Genomic DNA, 18,186 nt, shown 5'->3' with positions numbered 1-18,186 from the left:
GGCCCCGGTGACGCCGACCGCGGACGCCACCGCGATCCGGATCGGCAACGACCGGGCCGGGGCACCGGATCCGGACCGGGTGTCACCGGGTCAGCTCGCGCAGCACCCGGGCCGGATCGATCTCGACGGCGCGGCCCGGGTCCCCGTCCGCATCGCTCCAGGCGACGGACGCCCACAGCTCGGCGTAGTCCCCGCGCTCGACACCGGGCAGCTGCCAGGTGAGCCGCGCCCCGTCGAGCTCGACGGCGTCGGCGGCCAGCCGCCCCGACCAGTACGGCGGCACGTGCCGCCCCTCGAGGGAACAACGGCGCAGCGCCTCGACGTCGGGGCCGCCGACGCTCACCACGGCGTCGGCGGTCCCGACGGTGAAAGCGCCTTCAGCACCGGCAGCGTCCGGTGGCGGATCGGCGAGCCCGGCCTGGACGACGAACTCGCTGAGCGCTTCCCGGGCCAGCACGCGGAAGATGACGGTTTCGCGGGTGACGCCGGGCTGCTCGGGCCGGGTGGTCCCGGAAAGCACGTCGAGCCGCACGGACCGGTGCCGCCACCGGCACAGCCGCGCACCGGACCCGAGGCCCCAGGTCAGCTCCGGTCTGGCCGGCACGTCCCAGCCACCCACGCGGACGGCGAACCGCACGTCCCCGAGCGGGGTGAGAACGTCGAGCGCCCTCGACGGCGCTCGCGACAGCAGCTCGGTGTCCAGCATGCAGTCATCCTTACCCCGCACCGGGACCCCGCACGCAAAGGTCACCCGTCCGTGGACAATGGACAGTGTGCTGACCTCGTTCGACGCCCAGCTGCGCGGCCGCGTGCCCACGCTCCCACCGGTCGGTGCGGTGATCGAGCGCGACGGCGCGGTCGTGCGCACCCACTACGGCACCCACGGCGAGGTGGACCACGGCCCGCTCCCGGACGACGGCCTCGGCGCGCTGGTCGCCCGCCAGGTCGAGGCCTTCGCCCGCCGGAACGAGCCGGTGGTGTGGCCGGTGTACCGCCACGACGGCGACGCGCTGCCCGAGTTGCTGCGCGCGGCGGGGTTCACCGCGGAGCCGGAACGCGCGGTCCTCGTCCGTCCGATCGGGACGGACACCGCCCCGATCCCCGGTGTCAAGGCCGACTGGCTCTCACTTCAGCGCGTCGCCGAGCTGGCCGGTGGCACCGGCCCGCACCGCCGTCCGTTCGCGGAGTTCCTCGCCGACTCGGCCCACCTGGACCGGGCGGCCGAAGTCCTGCTCGACGGCGACCGGGCCGCCTGGCTCGAAGCGGCCGGCGAGTTCGTGGTCGTGGGCGGCGTGACCGACCCCGGGTTCGCCGGCACGCTCGCCGGGCACGCCTGGAACCGCCCGGACGCGCGGTTCCTGCTCGCCGAAGCCACGGGTGCGCTGCGCGAAGCCTTCGAGGCGGCCGGGTTGCGCGAGATCACCACCGTCACCCGCTACCACCGGCCCTCGCCCGGCGAGCCGGCGCGGACCCGGCCGGTCCGTCGCCTGTTTTCCGAACCCGAGCACGACGACATCTGGGCCCGCTTCCGGGAGCGGTTCGCGTTCCGGCCCGACACCAGGGAGTTCCCCGGGATCACCGAACCGGCGAACTCGGCGACCTGGTACGTCGGCGACGCCGGGGACACCGCCGTCGACCGCTTCCTCGACACCATCTACAAGGGACTCCGCGAGTCCGTTGTGGACGGCGAAGAGCTGTACTGGCTCGACTGGCACCACGCCGGTTACCGCTTCGACCCCGCCCGGGTCGGCGGAGCCGGACCACGCCGGCCCGGCTCCGCCTTCCCAGGTGGCGACTACCACAGCTACCTCACCCGCGATCTCCGCCTGGGCACCTTCGGGCACCCGTGGGAGGAGACGATCTGCGTGTTCGGCGACCTCCGCACGCGGATCGACGCCGAACTGACCGCGGCGCTCGGAAAGCCGCTCCGGCGCTCAGAACCCTGACGTCCCGTGCGGCGTGCCCAACCCCGTCGGCCCGTCGTAGCCGGTACCCGCCGTGCACAGGTACGTCCCGCCGCAACTGCCGTTGGAGCCCGACGTCACGTCGTACAGCCCGTCGGTGTGCGCGTACGGGTACGACCCCGACGTCACGGAGTTCCCAGCCAGCGCGTACACGCTCGCGATCACCGGGGACGACAAGCTCGTGCCGCCGACCTGGATCCAGCCGTCGGCGCCCTGGGCGAGGCCCAGTGACAGCAGCAGGTCGCAGAACGACGAGCTGCCGCAGCTGTTGTACGTGTCGTAGACGCCGAGCCCGGTGGCCGGGTCCGCCACCGCCGAGACGTCCGCGACCGTCCTCTTCGCACACCCGGTGTCGTGCTGCCACGCCGGTTTCGCCTCCAGCGCGGAACACCCCGAGCCGCTGCCCTTCCACGTCGTCTCGGTCCAGCCGCGGGCGGTCGTCATGGACTTTTTCAGGGTCGTGCCGCCCACCGCCGTGACGTACGGGGACGAAGCCGGCCAGCTGACGCCGTAGCCGGAGTCGCCCGAGGACGCCGTGACCGCGATGCCCGGGTGGTTCAGGTGGGCGTCCGCGGCGAGGATCGTCGAGTCCTCGGTGCCGCCGTAGCTGTTGGAGATCGCCACCACGCCCGGCGTCGCCGCCGCGGTGTCGACCGCCGTCATCAGTGGGTCGGTGTCCGGGGAATTCGCTTCCACCAGAAGGATGTCGCAGTCCGGGCAGGTCGCCGACACCGCGTCGAGGTCGAGGCTGATCTCCATCGCCCAGCCGTAGTCGGGCGCGGGCAGCGGACTCGCCGCGCCGTTCTGGTTGACCTTCTTGAAGCAGCCGTTGGCCGTCGTGCACGGCGAAAGCCCGCGCGCGGACCGGAACTTGGCCAAGTCGGCTTCGGCCGTCGGCGCGTCCTGAGCGTCCACAATGGCCACTGTCCTGCCGTTCGCGTGCAGCCCGCCGAGGTTGTACGCGGCCTGGATTTCGGCCGGCCCGTAGCCGACCGGGGTCGAATTCAGCAGCGGGCCGGAGCCCTTCGGTGACCGGATCGACTTGCCGAGGCAGTGGAACTTGCCCGAGGTGGCACAGCCGAAGTCGACGACCCCACCGCTTTGCAGCGGGACGGCTTCGGCGGTCGAGGTGGCCACCACCAGTGGAGCCGCGACGAGGGAGAGGACGACGAGGGACCGGAGCAACCGTGGAGGCGCCATTGCCTACTCCTCGGTAGGGGACGAGGTGTGGCACGGGATCGTCGCATGTCACTCGAACGCGGTCACCCGGCAGAAGGATGTTTCTCGGTTCAGTCATTCGCCCACCGTGCGGTCAATCGGACAAAGGGTTGCGAACCGCTTCACCCGTTCGCGTATTGGTCCAGACAAGTGTTACCAAAAAGTGATCGAAGTACCGGTAACCGGGAGCTACTTTGTTGTGACTCGCAACAAATGCCTCGTGGATCCCCAACGGCGGAGGTGTCACGGCGTGAACCGGACCTTGGACAAGCTTCGACGACGCGGCCCGAGGCTCGCGCTCGTCGCCTCGGCACTGCTGGTAGCGGCCGGGCTCAGCGCCCCCGCCGCCTTCGCGGCCGACGACTACACCCAGAGCGTCACCCAGCTGAGTTCGACGCAGCTGCAGCTCAACTTCACCCCGACGACCCCCGCGGTGTACGTGGACGTCCACTACACCGGCGTCCCGGGCGTCGGCCAGCAGAACGTGCGGATGGTCAACGGCTCCGGCACCTGGCGGACCACCGTCAGCGGCCTGAGCACCGGGAACACGCTCGACTACTGGTTCACCTACGAGAAGAGCGGGCCGCAGTACGACACCCCGCACTTCTCCTACACCGTCGGCGGCAGCTCGACGACGGTCGCGGCGCCGACGTTCAGCCCGCCCGGCGGCACGTACTCGGCCGCCCAGACGGTGACGATCAGCAGCGCCACCTCCGGCGCGACCATCCGGTACACGGTGGACGGTTCGACGCCGACCGCGTCCTCGACGCTCTACAGCGGACCGATCAGCGTCCCGAACTCGCGCACGGTCAACGCGATCGCGCTCAAGTCCGGCTCGACGACGTCCCCGGTGTCGAGCGCGACCTACACGATCGGCACCCAGGCCGGCTGCCCCACGCAGTCCGACACCCCGAACTTCGGGCCGAACGTGCGGATCTTCGACCCGGGCATGTCCGCGGCGACGATCCAGGCGCAGCTCGACACCGACTTCAACAACCAGAAGGACACGCTGACCGCGCAGATGGCGGACCGGCGCGTCGCCCACCTCTTCAAGCCCGGCACGTACTCGGGCGTGCACGACAACGTCGGGTTCTACACCTCGGTGGCCGGCCTCGGCCAGAACCCGGGTGACGTCCTGATCAACGGCGACGTCACCGTCGACGCCTTCAACGCCTCCGACAACGGCGTCGCGCTGCAGAACTTCTGGCGCTCGGCGGAGAACATGGCGGTCAACCCGTCCGGCGGCCAGGAGCGCTGGGCGGTCGCGCAGGCCGCGCCGTTCCGCCGGATGGACGTCCGCGGCGGGCTGCAGCTATACCCGGCGAGCTACGGTTTCGCCAGCGGCGGCTACATCGCCGACACCAAGGTGGCCGGCCAGGCCGCGTCGGTTTCGCAGCAGCAGTGGTACACCCGCGACTCGCAGCTCGGCAGCTGGGCCGGCGGTGTCTGGAACATGGTCTTCTCCGGCACCAGCGGCGCGCCGGCGAACACGTTCCCGAACCCGCCGGAGACCACGCTGGCCACGACCCCGGTCTCGCGGGACGTGCCCTACCTCTACGTCGACGGCAGCGGCAAGTACCGCGTGTTCCTGCCTTCCCTGCGCACCAACGCTTCCGGCCCGAGCTGGGCGAACGGCAGCACGCCCGGCACTTCGGCGCCGATGAGCCAGTTCTACGTCGTCAAGTCCGGTGACACGGCCTCGTCGATCAACAACGCGCTCGCCGCGGGCTGCAACCTGTTCTTCACGCCGGGCGTCTACCACCTCAACCAGACGCTCAACGTGACCAAGGCGAACACGACCATCCTCGGCATCGGCTACCCGACGCTGGTGCCCGACAACGGCGTCAACGCGATGCAGGTGTCCGATGTGGACGGCGTGCGGCTCAAGGGCCTGCTCTTCGACGCGGGCACGACGAACTCGCAGGCGCTGCTCACGGTCGGGCAGTCCGGCTCGTCGGCGTCGCACGCTTCGAACCCGACGACGGTCCAGGACGTGTTCTTCCGGATCGGCGGCGCGATCGCCGGCAAGGCGACGAACAGCCTGATCGTCAACAGCGCCAACACGATCATCGACCACATCTGGGCGTGGCGCGCCGACCACGGCAACGCGGGCACGTACGGCTGGAACACGAACACGGCCGACACAGGGCTCGTGGTGAACGGCGCCAACGTGCTGGCCACCGGCCTGTTCGTCGAGCACTACCAGAAGTACCAGGTGATCTGGAACGGCCAGGGCGGGAAGACGATCTTCTTCCAGAACGAGATGCCCTACGACGTCCCGAACCAGGCGTCGTGGAACGCGCCTTCGGGGGGCGCCGGGTACGCCGCGTACAAGGTCGGGGCGAACGTGACTTCCCACGAGGCCTGGGGTCTCGGGAGTTACTGCTTCTTCGACACGAACCCGGCGGTGTCCAGCTACCACGCGTTCGAGGTGCCGAACACCAGCGGCGTGCGGTTCCACGACCTGCTGACGGTTTCGCTCAACTACCGCGGCACGATCACGCACGTGATCAACGACGCGGGCGGCGTCACGCCTTCGGGCACGGTGCCGGTCAACGTGGTGAACTACCCGTAGGCACGGGTGATCGGCGGCCCCGCACCCCGGCCCGGGTGCGGGGCCGCCGTGCGTTCAGGCGACGTGCAGCACGGCGTCGGCCCGCTCGAGCAGTTCGCGGGTGAGCGGTGCGTAGCGCCGGTCGGCGTCGTCGCGGGTGCGCCCGGCCGGGATCTCGGCGGTCAGCCGCCAGGTGTCGGTGCCGCGTTGCAGCACGCCTTCGTAGGTGTCCGCGGCCGGCTCGCCGAGGCCGAGGGCTTCGCTGTGGCCGAGGCTGCCGACGACGAAGGCGTACCGGCCGCCGAGCCGCGACGCGACGATCTCGCCCGCCCCGGACCCCAGGTGGCTGTTGTGCGCGAACACCAGGGTCCGGCCGGGCTCCGAAGCGTGGATGTCCAGGAGGTTCCGGGCCATGATCACCGCGCGGGCGCCCGCGAGCCGCGCGATCCTCGTCTCCTGGTCGCCCGGTCGAGCCGACGCCGCGTGGTAGCGCAGCAGGTCGAGCCCGGCGGCGGCGTGGATCCTCGCGCGGCGCGAAGCCGTTTCGACGCGGGCGTCGAGGGCCGTCAGGAGGTCGTCCGCGATGACGCGCAGCTCGCGGGCCTCGGGCGACGCGCCCGGTGACGCGGCCGGGTCGAGGATCGCTTCGGCGCGGCTCCACCGTTCGTCGTCGCCGGTCAGCGTCGCGATGTCGACTTCCAGGCCGAGGTAGTCGCGGGCGTGTTCCAGGTAGGTGCGCGGGCTGGGCGCGCTGAACATCTCCGTCGGGGCGTCGAAACCGTGGCAGGTCAGCGGCTCGTCGGCGGTCTCGTTGTACTCGCGCAGCCAGGCGAGCAGCTGCTGGTTGGCGTCCAGCTCACCGAAGCCGTGGGAGAACCCGCCGTCGAGTGCGGCCACGCGGTCGGTCTCCAGCGCGATGGACCGGAACCCGTGCTCGGCGAGCCGCGCGAAGAGCTCGTTGCGGATCCGCGCGAAGGCCGGTTCGAAGTGGGTCGGCTCGCCGATCGCGAGCAAGCCGGCCGTGCAGTCGGTGATGTCCATGTGGTTGAATCGTATCCTTGAACACCCGGTTGAGACCTGCTGACCTGGCCCGCGAGCACGGCCTCTCCACGCAGGCGGTCCGCAACTACGAGCGGGACGGTTTCCTCCCGCCCGCGTCGCGCACCGAGAGCGGCTACCGGGTTTACACGGAGGTGCACGCGGCCGCGCTGCGGGCGTTCCTGGCGCTGGTCCGGGCCTACGGGCACGCGACGGCGGGCGGGATCATGCACGCCGTCCACGACGACGACCTCGACCGGGCCCTGACGCTCGTCGATCGCGGCCACGCGCTGCTGTCGCGCGACCGCGAAACCCTCGCCGCGGTCCGGCAGGCGGTCGGCCACCTGGTGCCGGAGGGGCACCCCCATGACCCGCCGGCCGGAACCGGGTGGTCCATCGGTGAGCTGGCCCACCGGCTCGGCGTGACCGCGGCGACCGTGCGGGCGTGGGAGCGCGCGGGCATCCTCGTCCCGGTCCGGAACCGCGCCACCGGCTACCGCGTTTTCGGGGCGGCCGACGTCCGCGACGCCGAACTGGCCCACCTCCTGCGCCGCGGCGGCTACCCGCTGGCGCACATCGCGACGGTGGTCGAGCAGGTCCGCACGGCCGGCGGCACCGACTCGCTGGCCCGCGCTTTGGCCGGCTGGCGGGAAAAGCTCACGCAGCGGGGCCTGGCCATGCTCGACGCGGCCGCCCGGCTCGGGGAGTACGTGCGGCTACGGCCGTGACTTCGGGTGCAGGCGGTCGTATTCGAGCGCGGCCGTGTGCTGGGTGCGCACGGGCAGGGACTGCTCCTTCTCGGCGTCGTCCAGGTCGTTGAGCCCGAGCTGCACGGCTTGGCGGATCTGCTCGCGGTTGTCGCGCACGACGGCGGAGAAGAAGTCGTCGATCCGCGGGTCGAGCAGGACTTCGAGCAGCACGCGGAACGAGGTGTCGACGCACGCGCGCACGATCTCGTCGTGGAACGGCAGCCGCTTGAGCTTCCCGAGCTGCGGGTCGGCGGCGATCTTCTCGGTGATGATCGCGCGCAGCTCTTCCTTGTTGGCGCCGAGCGACTTGGCGAGGTTTTCCGGGTAGTTCCCGGTTTCCAGCACCTTGACGACCTCGTCGAGCACCGCGATGGTCACGGGTTTCTTGATGGCCTTCACGATCGGCTCGGACAGCTTGTCGACGAGCCGGTAGGTGAACTGCTCCCCGACGGCCCGGTCCGCGGCCCGCCCGATCCGGACCAGCAGCAGTACGACGGTGACGAACTTGTGCGCGACCATCGCGGGGTGCGCGACCGGGATCATGGCGAACAGCTCGTACCAGTTGCGCACCAGGAACTTCTTGGCCCACCGGCGTTTCCGCCACCGCCACAGGAATTCGAGGAGGAACACCCCGCAGATCCCGCAGTCGACGTAGAAGATCACCAGCCCGGCGTCCCGCGCCGGCGGGCTCAGCACCATGAACCCCAGCAACCCGACCGACCCGGCGGCGAGGATGAGCATGATCCAGTCGTCGGCGCGCACGTTCCCGGGCAGGATCCCGCTGTTGAGCTCCGGCTCGCGGGCGTCGCGAAGGGTGGCCATGCCCGATCATGGCACGCACCCGCCCGATCAGCCGCTTCACCACTCGCGTCGCTAATCAAACAGACGGTTGACACAGTAGTCCGTCTACCTGATTATCGGTACCACCGAGACGGACGGGGGACGACGTGGACAAGCACGCACTCAGGTGGTGGGCACTGGCGGTCGCCGTGCTCGCCGTCCTGGTGGACATGATCGACAACCAGATTGTGGCGGTCGCCCTGCCGACGATCCGGCGCGAGCTCGGCACCGGCGAGGCCGCGCTGCAGTGGATTTCGGCCGGTTACGCGCTCGGGTTCGCGCTCACGCTGATCACCGGCGGGCGGCTCGGCGACCGGCACGGGACGAAGAAGGTGTTCGTGGGCGGCATGCTCGTGTTCACCGCCGCCTCGCTGGTCGCGGGCCTCGCCGGGCACGCCGGTGTGCTGATCGCCGCGCGGGTGGTGCAGGGCGTCGGCTCCGGGCTGATGGTGCCGCAGGTCCTGTCGTTCGTCCACGCGGAATTCGACGAGCGGGAGCAGCCGAAGGCGATGACCTGGTACGCGGCGGCGTTCCCGCTCGGCGGGCTCGCCGGGCCGCTGCTGGGCGGCGCGCTGACCGAAGCGGACCTGTTCGGCACCGGCTGGCGGGCGATCTTCCTGGTCAACGTGCCCATCGGCGCCCTCGCGCTGCTCGGCGCGCTGGGCACGATGGCGGACCGGCCGGGCTTCCGGCGGCACCGCATGGACCCGGTGGGCCTCGCGCTGCTGACCGCGGCCTTGTGCGCCCTGTTCTACCCGCTGGTGCAGGGCCGCGAGCTGGGCTGGCCGATGTGGACGGTCGCGCTGCTCGTGGCGGCCGTCCCGCTGTTCGGGGTTTTCGCGCTGCACCAGCGGTTCCAGTTCCACCGCGGCGGCGAACCGCTGGTCCCGCCCGACCTGCTGCGGCACCTCGCCGGCGGCCAAGCGGTGCTGTTCTGCGTCACCACGGCGACCGGCGTGTTCTTCGTCCTGACCCTGCACCTGCAGCTGGGACTCGGGTTTTCGCCGTGGGAAGCGGCGTTGACGTTCGCGCCGTCGACGCTCGGCATCGTCGCGGGCAACGTCCTCGCGATGCGCCTGGCGCCCCGCCTCGGCCGGGCCTTCACCGCGGGTGCCGTGGGCGTACTGCTGGCCGGACTCGTCGCGATCGCCTTCCTGGTAACGGATCCCGCGTTGCCCGGCTGGGCCCTGCTGCTGCCGGTGATCGCCGTCGGGCTCGGGATGGGCGCGGTGCTCAACGCGCTGTTCGCCGCGTCGATGGCGGAAATCCCGCCCGGACGAGCGGGCGCGGCGTCCGGCGTCGTCAACACCACCGTCCAGCTCGGCACGGCGACCGGGATCGCGTTGTCCGGCACCGTGTTCTTCGCCCGGCTCGACGGCGGATCGGCGTCGGCGACGGCGGGCGCGCTCGCGGTCAGCGCCGGCGTGCTGGTCCTCGCCCTCATCCTTTCGGCGAACAGAGTCAAGCAGCCGGTTGACGTATAGTCGCGGGCGTGACCGCCTCGAAGCCGCGCCGTTCGCCGAAGCCCCAGGAGCGGCAACGGGATCCGGAACGCACCCGCCGCCTGATCCTCGAGGCGGCGGGCGCGGAGTTCGCGGCGAAGGGCTACGCGGGCGCGCGGATCGCGGCGATCGCGACGCGCGCCGGGGTGAACCAGCAGCTGATCTCGTACTACTTCGACGGTAAGGAAGGCCTGTACCGCGCGCTGTCCGAGCAGTGGACCGAGCGGCAGGGCGAGCTGGTCTCGCCGGACATGCCCTTGGCGGAGCAGGTCCGGCGCCACGCGCTCGAGGGCACGACGGGCCGCGACGGCATGCGGCTGGTGGCGTGGTCCGGGCTGGAGTACGAAGGCGCCGAGTCGGATCCCGACCACGAACCCCGCACCCGGCGCCTGCTCGGGACGGTCGAACGGATCTCCGCGCTGAAGGAGGCGGGCAGCCTGCCGGAGTGGATCGACCCCGAGTGCCTCACCATCCTGCTGATGTCGGCCGCGATGGCCCCGGTGACCCTGCCGCACGTGGCCGAGGGGCTGACCGGGACGGACCCGGCGTCCCCCGAATTCGTGCGGCGGTACGCCGACCAGCTCGCGAAGCTGGTCGAGCACCTCGGGGCCTAGCCCGCCAGCACCTCGCGCAGCTTCGCCGCGAACGCCTCGGGCTTCCCCGCGTAACCGTGTTCCCCGCCCAGGAAACCGCCGTGGTGACTGGGAAAGACGATCGCTTCCCGGCCCAGCGCCGCGGCCGTCGCGAGCGCGGCGCGCCCGGTCATCTCCTCGATGGACTCTTCCCCGACGCCGATGACGATCCGGGTCGGCGCCGCCGTCAGCGCGTCGACGTCCGGCCGGTAAGCCGTGACCGCCAGGGAACGGTCGGACAGCAGCGGGTCGTCGCGGCGGCCGTCGTCCTCGGCGGGCATGCCGAACTGGGCGGGGTCCGCCGGCGGGAGCGCGAAGTAGTCGTCGGTGAACTCGCCCTTCCACGACGCCAGCACCATGAACGCCGCCATCCCCGCGCCGAAACCGCCGTCCCGGTACGCGTCCCGCATCAGCTGCCCGGCCCGCTCGGCCGCGGCCGCGTCGGGCAGCACCCCGGTCAGCGGCGGCTCGTGGGCGACGAGCGTGCCGACGTCGTCCGGGTGCGCCGTCACCAGCGCGAGCGCGGCGACCGCACCTCCGCTGCTGCCGAACACGTCGACCGGCCCGGCGGCGAGCGCCTGGATCACGGCGTGGAGGTCACCGGCCTGGACGTCGGGCACGTGGTCGACGCGGCCGTCCTTGCGGACGCTGCGGCCGATCCCGCGCGGGTCGTAGGTGACCACCGTGCGGTCGGGGAAGTGCGAGGCCAGCGAGCCGAAGCCGTCGGCGGCCATCGGCTGCCCGACCATGAGCAGCGGCCGTCCGCCCGAGCCGTGGACGTCGTAGACGATGTCGGCCCCGGGCGTTTCCAGCGTGTGCGTCGACGTCATGGGGTCACGCTCCCAGAGCCAGGCCGCCGGCGACGGCCTTGACGTGGCTGAGCCCGGGCACCTGCACCGGGACCGTGGCCCACCACGGGTACGCGGTGACGCCCTGCCCCAGTTCGAGATCGTGGTTGTCGCCCCAGCCCCAGACGGTCCCGTCGGTCTTGACGGCGTACCCGCCGCCGCCGAAGATCCCGATCGCCCCGACGCCGCTGAGGTCGCGCACCGGGACCGGCACCGCCGACGTGCAGTTCGGGCTGGTGTCGGTGAATTCGCAGCTGACGCCGTTGCCGAGCCGGCCGCGGTCGTTGGCGCCCCAGGCGACGACGGTGCCGTCGGTGCGCAGCGCGTACGCACCCGACCAGTTGCCGGTCACGTCGGTGACCCCGGTCAGGCCGGACACCGGCACCGGCGTGCGGGACAGGCAGCTCGACGTCGTGCACGCGACGCCGTTGCCGAGCTCGTTGTGGGTGTTGTCGCCCCAGGCCCAGACGGTGCCGTCGGTCTTGACGGCGTAGGCGCTGTAGCCGTCGCCGCTGCTGATGGTCCGGACGCCGCTCAGGCCGGAAACGCGCACCGGCGTGGCGGAACTCGCCGCGGTGGAGCCGTTGCCCAGCTCGCCGCGGGTGTTGCTGCCCCAGGCCCAGACCGTGCCGTCGGACTTCAGCGCGTACGCGGTGTCACGGGCGGCGGCGATGGCCGTGACTCCGGTGAGGCCGGCGACCTGCACGGGCGCGTCGACGGTCTGCCCCCACTGCCAGACGGTGCCGTCGGAGCGCCGGGCGAACCCTTCGGCGTCGCCGGCGGCGATGGCCGTGACCGAGGTGAGCCCGACGACCGGGACCGGCGCGCGGGAGGCCCCGCCGAACCAGCCGTTGCCCAGTTCACCGGTCCAGTTGTGGCCCCAGCTCCGGACGGTCCCGTCGATGCGCAGCGCGTACCCGTGGGAGATCGAGCCGGCGACGGCGACGACGTCGCTCAGCCCGGCCATCGTCTTCGGCGTGCCGATGTACCCGGTGCCCTGGTGCCACGAGTAGCTGCCCCACGTCGAGACGCACTGGTTGAAGCAGTCGGCGAGCGGCAGGGTGAAGTAGCCGGACAGGTCGGCCGTGACGTCGACCGTGCCGGCGCGGTTGTGCACGTAGACCGAGCGGTCGACGTCGTAGGAGGCGTTGACCGCCGGGCCGACTCCGGACACGACGGGCGCCGCCGCCACCGAGACGGTCTGCCCGGGCGCGAGGGACAGGCCCGGGTCGGGCTGGCTGCTCTTCCCGCTGTCCCACGCCGTGATGGCGGTGGTCGCGGTGGCCGAGTAGCCGGTCACGTTCAGGGCGACGGCGAGCGCGTTCGAGGGGATCGACGGCTGCAGCCGGTACGCGATGTCGCTGTTCGCACCGATCTTCCTGGGCTTGCCGTCCCCCGTCCCGAGCCCGCTGCGGGTGTCCAGCACCCGCTCCGGGGCGACCGGGGTGAAGTAGGCGCCGTAGTCGGTGGCGTAGAAGCCGACGAGGTCGGCGTAGGACTCCACCTGGCCGGCCAGGTTGTAGAAGTCGATCGACCGGTCCGCGCCGATCTTGACGGTGACCAGGTTCGTGCCCTGCCCACCGGGGTAGGCGGCGACGTTGGCCATGGTCGGCCGCGGCGTGCTGTGCGGGAAGACCGTGGCGTAGGTGGCGGCGGACGGGTTGGTCAGCGTCAAGGCGAACGTCACGGCGGTGGCGGTCGCGGGCACCTCGTCGGCCAGGCTCAGCTTGGTCGTGGTGCCGTTGCCGAGCCAGTCGATCAGCAGCCGCGAGGGACTGACCGGCGTGTACCGCGACCCGGCGTCGGTCGTGTAGTAGCCGACGATGCTGGCGATGAGGTGGGCGGAACCGGCCTCGTTGTAGAAGTCGACGGTCCGATCGGCCCCGACCTGCACGGTGACCTGGTTGGACCGCCGCTTGCCGGCCTGCACCTGCAGGCTCGGCAGCACCGGCCGTGCCTGCCCGTGCGTGAAGGCGGTGACGGCGGTGTCGGCGGTCGGGCCCTCGACCCAGAGGTTGACGACGACGGCGGTGGTGTTGACGGGCGCGAGCGAGGCGGCACTGCCGGTCACGGTGGTCTTCGCGCCGACGGGCCCGACGGGGATCCCGACCCCGCGAACGGTGTCGAGGAACCGAGTCGGCTGCACGGCGGTGAAGGAGGAGGCGGGCGAGGTGACCGCCGCTTGAGCGGCTGGTGCGGCCACTCCCGGGAGGAGTGCGGCCACCAGGGCCGCGACGAGCGCAAGTGGACGTGACACAGCCATGGTTCCCCCCAAGGACACCCGGATCGGGCTTGGCCGGACTCTATGCCGGTTTTCGGCGGAGGGGTAGCACCCGTTCGGCGGAGCACCCCCGCCCACCTCGTAACACCGACCACCTCCGTCGGCGACCTAGCTTCGGACGAAGGAGGCGATCAGAGTTACGACGAGTCCCATTCCCCCTTACCCGGCCGTAGACGTCGCGGAATTGATTCAATTCCTGAACTACAGCACCACGGAGGGCAAGTACTTCGTCTTCTTCAGGGATCGACCACCGAAAAAGGGCGGCCCCGGACTGGTGGTGGCCCGGCGATCGAAGCTCGGTTTCGAGACGATCGTTTCGGACTACTTCCCGGTCAGCGAGCAGGGGTGGGTCAAGGCGTGGGAAACCCTCGCGGGCATCGATCAGCAAGAGTTCGAGAGATGCCGAAGCAACGTCATGCGGAACTCGACCAGGTTCAAGCTCGAGTCAGACGACCTTCAACGCCGTCTGGAGATCGACCAGAGGACACGAAAGCTACTGAGCGCCTCGATCTACCTGGGCGGCCACTCACCACACGCGAAGCTGAACAAAAACTCGGCTTACGACCTGCGTTTCACGGATGACAGCCTGACGATCCTCAACGTCGGCAGCCTCAAGACATTGAGCAGTTTCCCCTACCGCACGTTCGCGAACTTCCAAATCACCGGCGCGGGAGAGATCTCCGTCCGCACCACCGACTCGGAACTCTTCTTCCTCAACACCCAGACCGAATCCGGCCAGCTCCGCATCGACCTGTCGCCGGTACTCCGCAGGATCAGCGAAGTTCTCAACTCGGCCGCACCCGCCGAGCAAGCGGAGCCGGGCCCGAGCGCAGCTTCCGTCATCGACCAGCTCAAGAACGCTTCCGGCTTGCTCGAGCGCGGGTTGCTCACCCCCGCCGAGTTCGAGCAGCTGAAGTCCCGGTTGCTCTCCGGGGGTTAGTCACGGAGTTCGCCCGACCCGGGCAGGCGAAGGCACTACATCGGAGCCGCCAAGGGGGCTCGAACCCCTGACCTTCTGTTTACAAGACAGATGCTCTACCAGCTGAGCTATAGCGGCCTGACGCCGAGGCATCGACACGAAGTGTATCGGAGCTCCGCCGAGCGACGTGCTGTACTCTCCGAGTCAATCGGACGTTATAGCGACGCAAAACGACAGGAGACACCATGGCGGAGCCGCGGGTACGGCTGACGACCGGGGAGTCCGGCAAGCCGCTGGTGCGGATCTTCCTCAGCTGCGCGAAGCGGGACGAGGTCGTCGCGCGGCGGCTGTGGGCCCTGCTGGAAGAAGCGACCGCGATCGACCGCGTCTACGAGTTCCGGCTGTGGCAGGCCGAGGAGGCGATCCTGATCGGCGAAGCGTGGGACGTCCGCATCAAAGACGCGCTGGCCGAGAGCGAACTGGGGATCCTCGCGCTGAGCAACGCCTTCCTGGGCAGCGAGTACATCGCCGACATCGAGCTGCCGGCCCTGGTCGATGTTCCCGGGAAGCGCGCGTTCCCGCTGTCGCTGCGTGCGGTCGGCGAACACGCGGAGTGGCGTTCGCTGGACAGCAAGCAGGTTTACAGCCACCAGCTCCCGTTCGACCGCGTGCGCGGGGGCGCCGCCCAGGACGCGTGGGTGAACGGCCTGGTCACCGAGTTGCACCGGGTGCTCGGCCAGTACGGCACGCCGGCTGACGGGGAGTGAATTCCAGCATGCGAAGGATCCCGCCGACCACAGCGCGGAACCGGCTGATCGGGGTGCCGCTCAGCGAAGCGGACCGCGACACCCTGGGCGTTCTGCTCGACGCGCTGGGCCAGAACCACGAGTTGTCCGTCAAGGAAACACAGGACCTGTTGTTCGCCGGCCGGTCTCCGGCCGCGGCGACGAAGGCGCTGGAGCGCCTGGTCAAGCTGGTGAACGCCACCGCCGAGATCGAGGAGGTGGATCTACGCCTGGAGGTCCGCGGCGCGAAGAGGCTGGGGGCGGCGGGGCGCATGCTGGGCTTCTCGGCCGAACGCGTCGAGCCGGCCGGCGATCCTCTGCGTGAGCACGAGGCGGTCCGCGAAGTGCTCATCGAGAACCGGCAGGCCGCGAAGCTCGGGCCCCGGCGCATCGTGCTGTGCAACGCGCCGAGCGACAACGAAAAGGCGGGGAAACTGTGGGACCTGCTGACCGACGCGCTGAACATCGAGCAGTCCCGGATCGAGGTGTGGCGGACCGATCGGGGCGTAGTGGTCGGTGAGAACGCCGACCAGCGATTCCGCCGGGAGGTGGCCGCCAGCGAACTGGTGATCGTGGCCTTGAGCAACGCCTGGGGGGCCCAGGCCGAGAGGAGCTCCGTCGTCCGCGCGCGGCTCGAAGAGTCAGCGGTCATGCCGGTGATGTTGCGGGCGACGAGCACGCAGGCGTCCTGGCTGCAAGGTCTGTCCGTCTACCCGGATTCCGCCACGCCCTTCGTTGCTCAGCGCGGCGACTCGGCGCGCGACAAGTGGGTGAACGGCTTGGCGGAGCAGATCCACCGGAAGCTCGCCGCGTCCAGCAGCCGGCTTCCCTCGGCCGTGACCTCGAAAGTGCGGGACATGGGTGCCCACGATCTGCGGGCGCTCAAGGCCGGCGGCAGCGACGGTGTCATCGAGCTGCACGTTCGCCCGAGCACCATGGATCCGGATCTGGCGCTCGACACGGCGGACGGCGACCGGCGGGTCGACGTCATCGCGTTCCTGACGAAGTGGGCCCGCGATCCGGACGACGCCCCGCTGGCGGCGTTGCTGGGTGAATACGGAACCGGGAAGACGATCACCTGCCAGGGGCTGACCGAGGTGCTGCGGACCGAGCGCGCCGTGGGGCAGCCGGAGCCGCTGTACTTCGACCTTCGCCGGCTCGGCAACCTGGATCAGCGCGTGCCGACGTTGCCGGAGATCCTCACCGAGTGCATCAAGCACGGCTGGTCGTCCGGTGATTCGCCGCCGCCGTCGGGGGAGGAAGTGCTCGCGTGGGCCAGGAAAACGCCGACGCTGTTCATCATCGACGGCCTCGACGAAGTCCTGGTCCGGCTGGACGCCGCCCAAGGTACCGCCTTCACCCACGAGCTCCTGAAGCTGCGGCCGATCCGGACCGCCAACGGGATCCAGGCCTCGTTCGCCGGCGAGCACACGAAAGTCCTGCTGTCCTGCCGGACCCACTACTTCCGCTCGTTGCGTGAGCAGTCCAGGCACTTCCTGGAGAACGACCGTGACCTGGCCGGGGTCGGGGACTACATCACGCTGCTGCTGCTCCCGCTGACGGACGAGCAGATCCGCAGCTACCTGAAGAAGGCACTGCCCGAGCGGGACGCCACCCAGCTGATGGACATGCTGCGCGCGGTCCACGACCTGTCCGATCTGGCGACCCGCCCGTACACGCTGTCCAAGGTCGTCGCCCAGATCCCGTTCATCGAGAAGCGGTTCGCCGACCAACGCCCGGTCCACGCGGCGACGATCTACCAGCAGGTCCTGCACGACTGGCTGGCCCGGGACCAGGGCAAGCACCGGATCCGGCCCGACCACAAGCTCGTCCTGATGGCCCGGCTCGCCGCCTGGTCCTGGGCACGCGGCGACCGCCGGCTGGACAGCGCCGCCCTGGACGACTGGCTCGACGAGCAGCTCGCCACCGACGCGGTGCTCAGCAGGCGGTACCAGCTGACGTCCCGCGACCAGCTCGAAGAAGACCTGCGCACCGCCACGTTCGTGATCCGCAACGACAGCAACGGCCCCGACCGGCCCGACTTCCAGTTCGCGCACAGCTCCATCCACGAGTACTTCCTGGCCCAGTACCTGTGCGACGCGCTGCGCGAAGACCGCCGTGAGGACTGGTGCCTGCCCGACCCTTCGCGGGAAACCTTGGACTTCCTCGGCCAGCTGATCACCGACGACGAGCACCCTGAGGCCCTCATGGCCCAGCTCAGCCGCTGGCGCAAGCCGTACCTGCCCGGGGCCAGCGAGTTGTGGCTGCGGTACGTCCTGCACGCCCGCGAGCACGACCTGCCGCATCCCACGCTGGCGGGCACCGACCTCCGCGGCGCGAAGCTGCGGGGCTGGCAGTTCAGCGGCACCGACGCCGAGCCGCTCGGCTTCACGGCTGCCGATCTGACCGGCGCGGACCTGCGCGAGACCCGCTGGGACCACGTCAACCTGAGCCGATCAACGTTCGACGGCGCCCGGCTGGACCGCGCGATGCTGCACCGCACGAGTCTCACCGGCAGCACCCTTCGCGACACCGACCTGAGCGGAGTATTCCTCCACTACTGCGGCCTGGACGGCACCGATCTCACCGGCGCCACCACCAACGAGCTCCGCCACGTCGGCTCCGGCACCAAACTGCCGATCCCGCCGGATCCAGTCCAAACCCGGATCCACTTCCTGAGTGGGCAGACCGGCGCCGTACGAGCCGTAGCCTTCAGCCTCGACGGCACCCACATCGCCACCGCCAGCAGCGACGGCAGCGCACGCATCTGGAACACCACCACCGGCGAACACCAACACACCCTCACCGGACACACCCGCGAAGTGAACGCCGTGGCCTACAGCCCCGACGGCACCC

General features: G+C 70.5%; 14 protein-coding genes and 1 tRNA gene. 8 read left to right on the top strand and 7 right to left on the bottom strand.

The genetic code is table 11. The features are described 5' to 3' along the window. Positions 1 to 82 precede the first annotated feature (82 nt). Entirely contained in the window at positions 83 to 706 is a 624-nt protein-coding gene (locus tag AB0B33_RS44065) for a hypothetical protein (protein ID WP_360783420.1), read from the bottom strand. A 67-nt stretch (positions 707 to 773) separates the two neighbouring features. Between AB0B33_RS44065 and AB0B33_RS44060 the strand changes: the two genes are divergently transcribed. Continuing rightward, the gene (locus tag AB0B33_RS44060) at positions 774 to 1,946 is read left to right on the top strand and encodes a DUF2716 domain-containing protein (protein WP_360783417.1); all 1,173 of its coding nucleotides are present in this window, start codon (positions 774 to 776) and stop codon (positions 1,944 to 1,946) included. On the opposite strand, the gene AB0B33_RS44055 is transcribed toward AB0B33_RS44060, so the two are convergent. Further along, positions 1,935 to 3,164, bottom strand: a complete 1,230-nt coding sequence (locus AB0B33_RS44055; RefSeq protein ID WP_360783415.1) for a S53 family peptidase — start codon at positions 3,162 to 3,164, stop codon at positions 1,935 to 1,937. The two genes, AB0B33_RS44060 and AB0B33_RS44055, sit on opposite strands and share 12 nt — an antisense overlap. A 268-nt stretch (positions 3,165 to 3,432) precedes the next feature. On the opposite strand from AB0B33_RS44055, the gene AB0B33_RS44050 reads away from it, so the two are divergent. Then, positions 3,433 to 5,757 (top strand): chitobiase/beta-hexosaminidase C-terminal domain-containing protein, encoded by a 2,325-nt coding sequence (locus AB0B33_RS44050; RefSeq protein WP_360783412.1) that lies wholly within the window; start codon positions 3,433 to 3,435, stop codon positions 5,755 to 5,757. A gap of 54 nt (positions 5,758 to 5,811) precedes the next feature. Here the strand turns inward: AB0B33_RS44050 and AB0B33_RS44045 are convergent, their stop codons facing one another. Continuing rightward, positions 5,812 to 6,777 carry an erythromycin esterase family protein gene (locus AB0B33_RS44045; protein ID WP_360783409.1) on the bottom strand — a complete coding sequence of 322 codons (966 nt, stop codon included), beginning with the start codon at positions 6,775 to 6,777 and terminating at the stop codon, positions 5,812 to 5,814. A gap of 17 nt (positions 6,778 to 6,794) precedes the next feature. Between AB0B33_RS44045 and AB0B33_RS44040 the strand changes: the two genes are divergently transcribed. Then, positions 6,795 to 7,502: a TioE family transcriptional regulator gene (locus AB0B33_RS44040; RefSeq protein ID WP_360783407.1), complete on the top strand. Its 708-nt coding sequence runs from the start codon at positions 6,795 to 6,797 to the stop codon at positions 7,500 to 7,502. On the opposite strand, the gene AB0B33_RS44035 is transcribed toward AB0B33_RS44040, so the two are convergent. Then, positions 7,491 to 8,345 carry an ion transporter gene (locus AB0B33_RS44035; RefSeq protein WP_360783405.1) on the bottom strand — a complete coding sequence of 285 codons (855 nt, stop codon included), beginning with the start codon at positions 8,343 to 8,345 and terminating at the stop codon, positions 7,491 to 7,493. The genes AB0B33_RS44040 and AB0B33_RS44035 overlap by 12 nt on opposite strands. A gap of 125 nt (positions 8,346 to 8,470) precedes the next feature. Here AB0B33_RS44035 and AB0B33_RS44030 point away from each other — a divergent pair, with 125 nt between their 5' ends. Further along, positions 8,471 to 9,847 (top strand): MFS transporter, encoded by a 1,377-nt coding sequence (locus tag AB0B33_RS44030; RefSeq protein WP_360783402.1) that lies wholly within the window; start codon positions 8,471 to 8,473, stop codon positions 9,845 to 9,847. Between the two features lie 8 nt (positions 9,848 to 9,855). Then, entirely contained in the window at positions 9,856 to 10,479 is a 624-nt protein-coding gene (locus AB0B33_RS44025) for a TetR/AcrR family transcriptional regulator (RefSeq protein WP_360783399.1), read from the top strand. On the opposite strand, the gene AB0B33_RS44020 is transcribed toward AB0B33_RS44025, so the two are convergent. Beyond that, positions 10,476 to 11,327 carry an alpha/beta hydrolase gene (locus AB0B33_RS44020; RefSeq protein WP_360783397.1) on the bottom strand — a complete coding sequence of 284 codons (852 nt, stop codon included), beginning with the start codon at positions 11,325 to 11,327 and terminating at the stop codon, positions 10,476 to 10,478. The genes AB0B33_RS44025 and AB0B33_RS44020 overlap by 4 nt on opposite strands. Before the next feature lie 4 nt (positions 11,328 to 11,331). Beyond that, positions 11,332 to 13,602: a hypothetical protein gene (locus AB0B33_RS44015; RefSeq protein ID WP_360783394.1), complete on the bottom strand. Its 2,271-nt coding sequence runs from the start codon at positions 13,600 to 13,602 to the stop codon at positions 11,332 to 11,334. A 208-nt stretch (positions 13,603 to 13,810) separates the two neighbouring features. Here AB0B33_RS44015 and AB0B33_RS44010 point away from each other — a divergent pair, with 208 nt between their 5' ends. After that, entirely contained in the window at positions 13,811 to 14,566 is a 756-nt protein-coding gene (locus AB0B33_RS44010; protein ID WP_360783391.1) for an SHOCT domain-containing protein, read from the top strand. A 44-nt stretch (positions 14,567 to 14,610) separates the two neighbouring features. Here the strand turns inward: AB0B33_RS44010 and AB0B33_RS44005 are convergent. Beyond that, a tRNA-Thr gene (locus AB0B33_RS44005) sits at positions 14,611 to 14,683 on the bottom strand. A gap of 107 nt (positions 14,684 to 14,790) precedes the next feature. On the opposite strand from AB0B33_RS44005, the gene AB0B33_RS44000 reads away from it, so the two are divergent. Both AB0B33_RS44000 and AB0B33_RS43995 read left to right on the top strand, forming a co-directional pair. Next, positions 14,791 to 15,312 carry a TIR domain-containing protein gene (locus AB0B33_RS44000; protein WP_360783388.1) on the top strand — a complete coding sequence of 174 codons (522 nt, stop codon included), beginning with the start codon at positions 14,791 to 14,793 and terminating at the stop codon, positions 15,310 to 15,312. A gap of 8 nt (positions 15,313 to 15,320) precedes the next feature. Further along, the coding region (locus tag AB0B33_RS43995) for a pentapeptide repeat-containing protein (protein ID WP_360783385.1) at positions 15,321 to 18,186 on the top strand (2,866 nt) is incomplete at its 3' end.

It is taken from the genome of Amycolatopsis sp. NPDC049159, assembly GCF_040648295.1.
Classification (GTDB): domain Bacteria; phylum Actinomycetota; class Actinomycetes; order Mycobacteriales; family Pseudonocardiaceae; genus Amycolatopsis; species Amycolatopsis pretoriensis_A.
This window is presented reverse-complemented; position numbering and strand designations above follow the sequence as displayed.

Excerpts from the sequence above, each read along its gene's own strand:
- AB0B33_RS44065 (WP_360783420.1), bottom strand. The coding sequence starts at position 706 with ATGCTGGACACCGAGCTGCTGTCGCGAGCGCCGTCGAGGGCGCTCGAC.
- AB0B33_RS44055 (WP_360783415.1), bottom strand. The coding sequence starts at position 3,164 with ATGGCGCCTCCACGGTTGCTCCGGTCCCTCGTCGTCCTCTCCCTCGTC.
- AB0B33_RS44045 (WP_360783409.1), bottom strand. The coding sequence starts at position 6,777 with ATGGACATCACCGACTGCACGGCCGGCTTGCTCGCGATCGGCGAGCCG.
- AB0B33_RS44035 (WP_360783405.1), bottom strand. The coding sequence starts at position 8,345 with ATGGCCACCCTTCGCGACGCCCGCGAGCCGGAGCTCAACAGCGGGATC.
- AB0B33_RS44020 (WP_360783397.1), bottom strand. The coding sequence starts at position 11,327 with ATGACGTCGACGCACACGCTGGAAACGCCCGGGGCCGACATCGTCTAC.
- AB0B33_RS44000 (WP_360783388.1), top strand. The coding sequence starts at position 14,791 with ATGGCGGAGCCGCGGGTACGGCTGACGACCGGGGAGTCCGGCAAGCCG.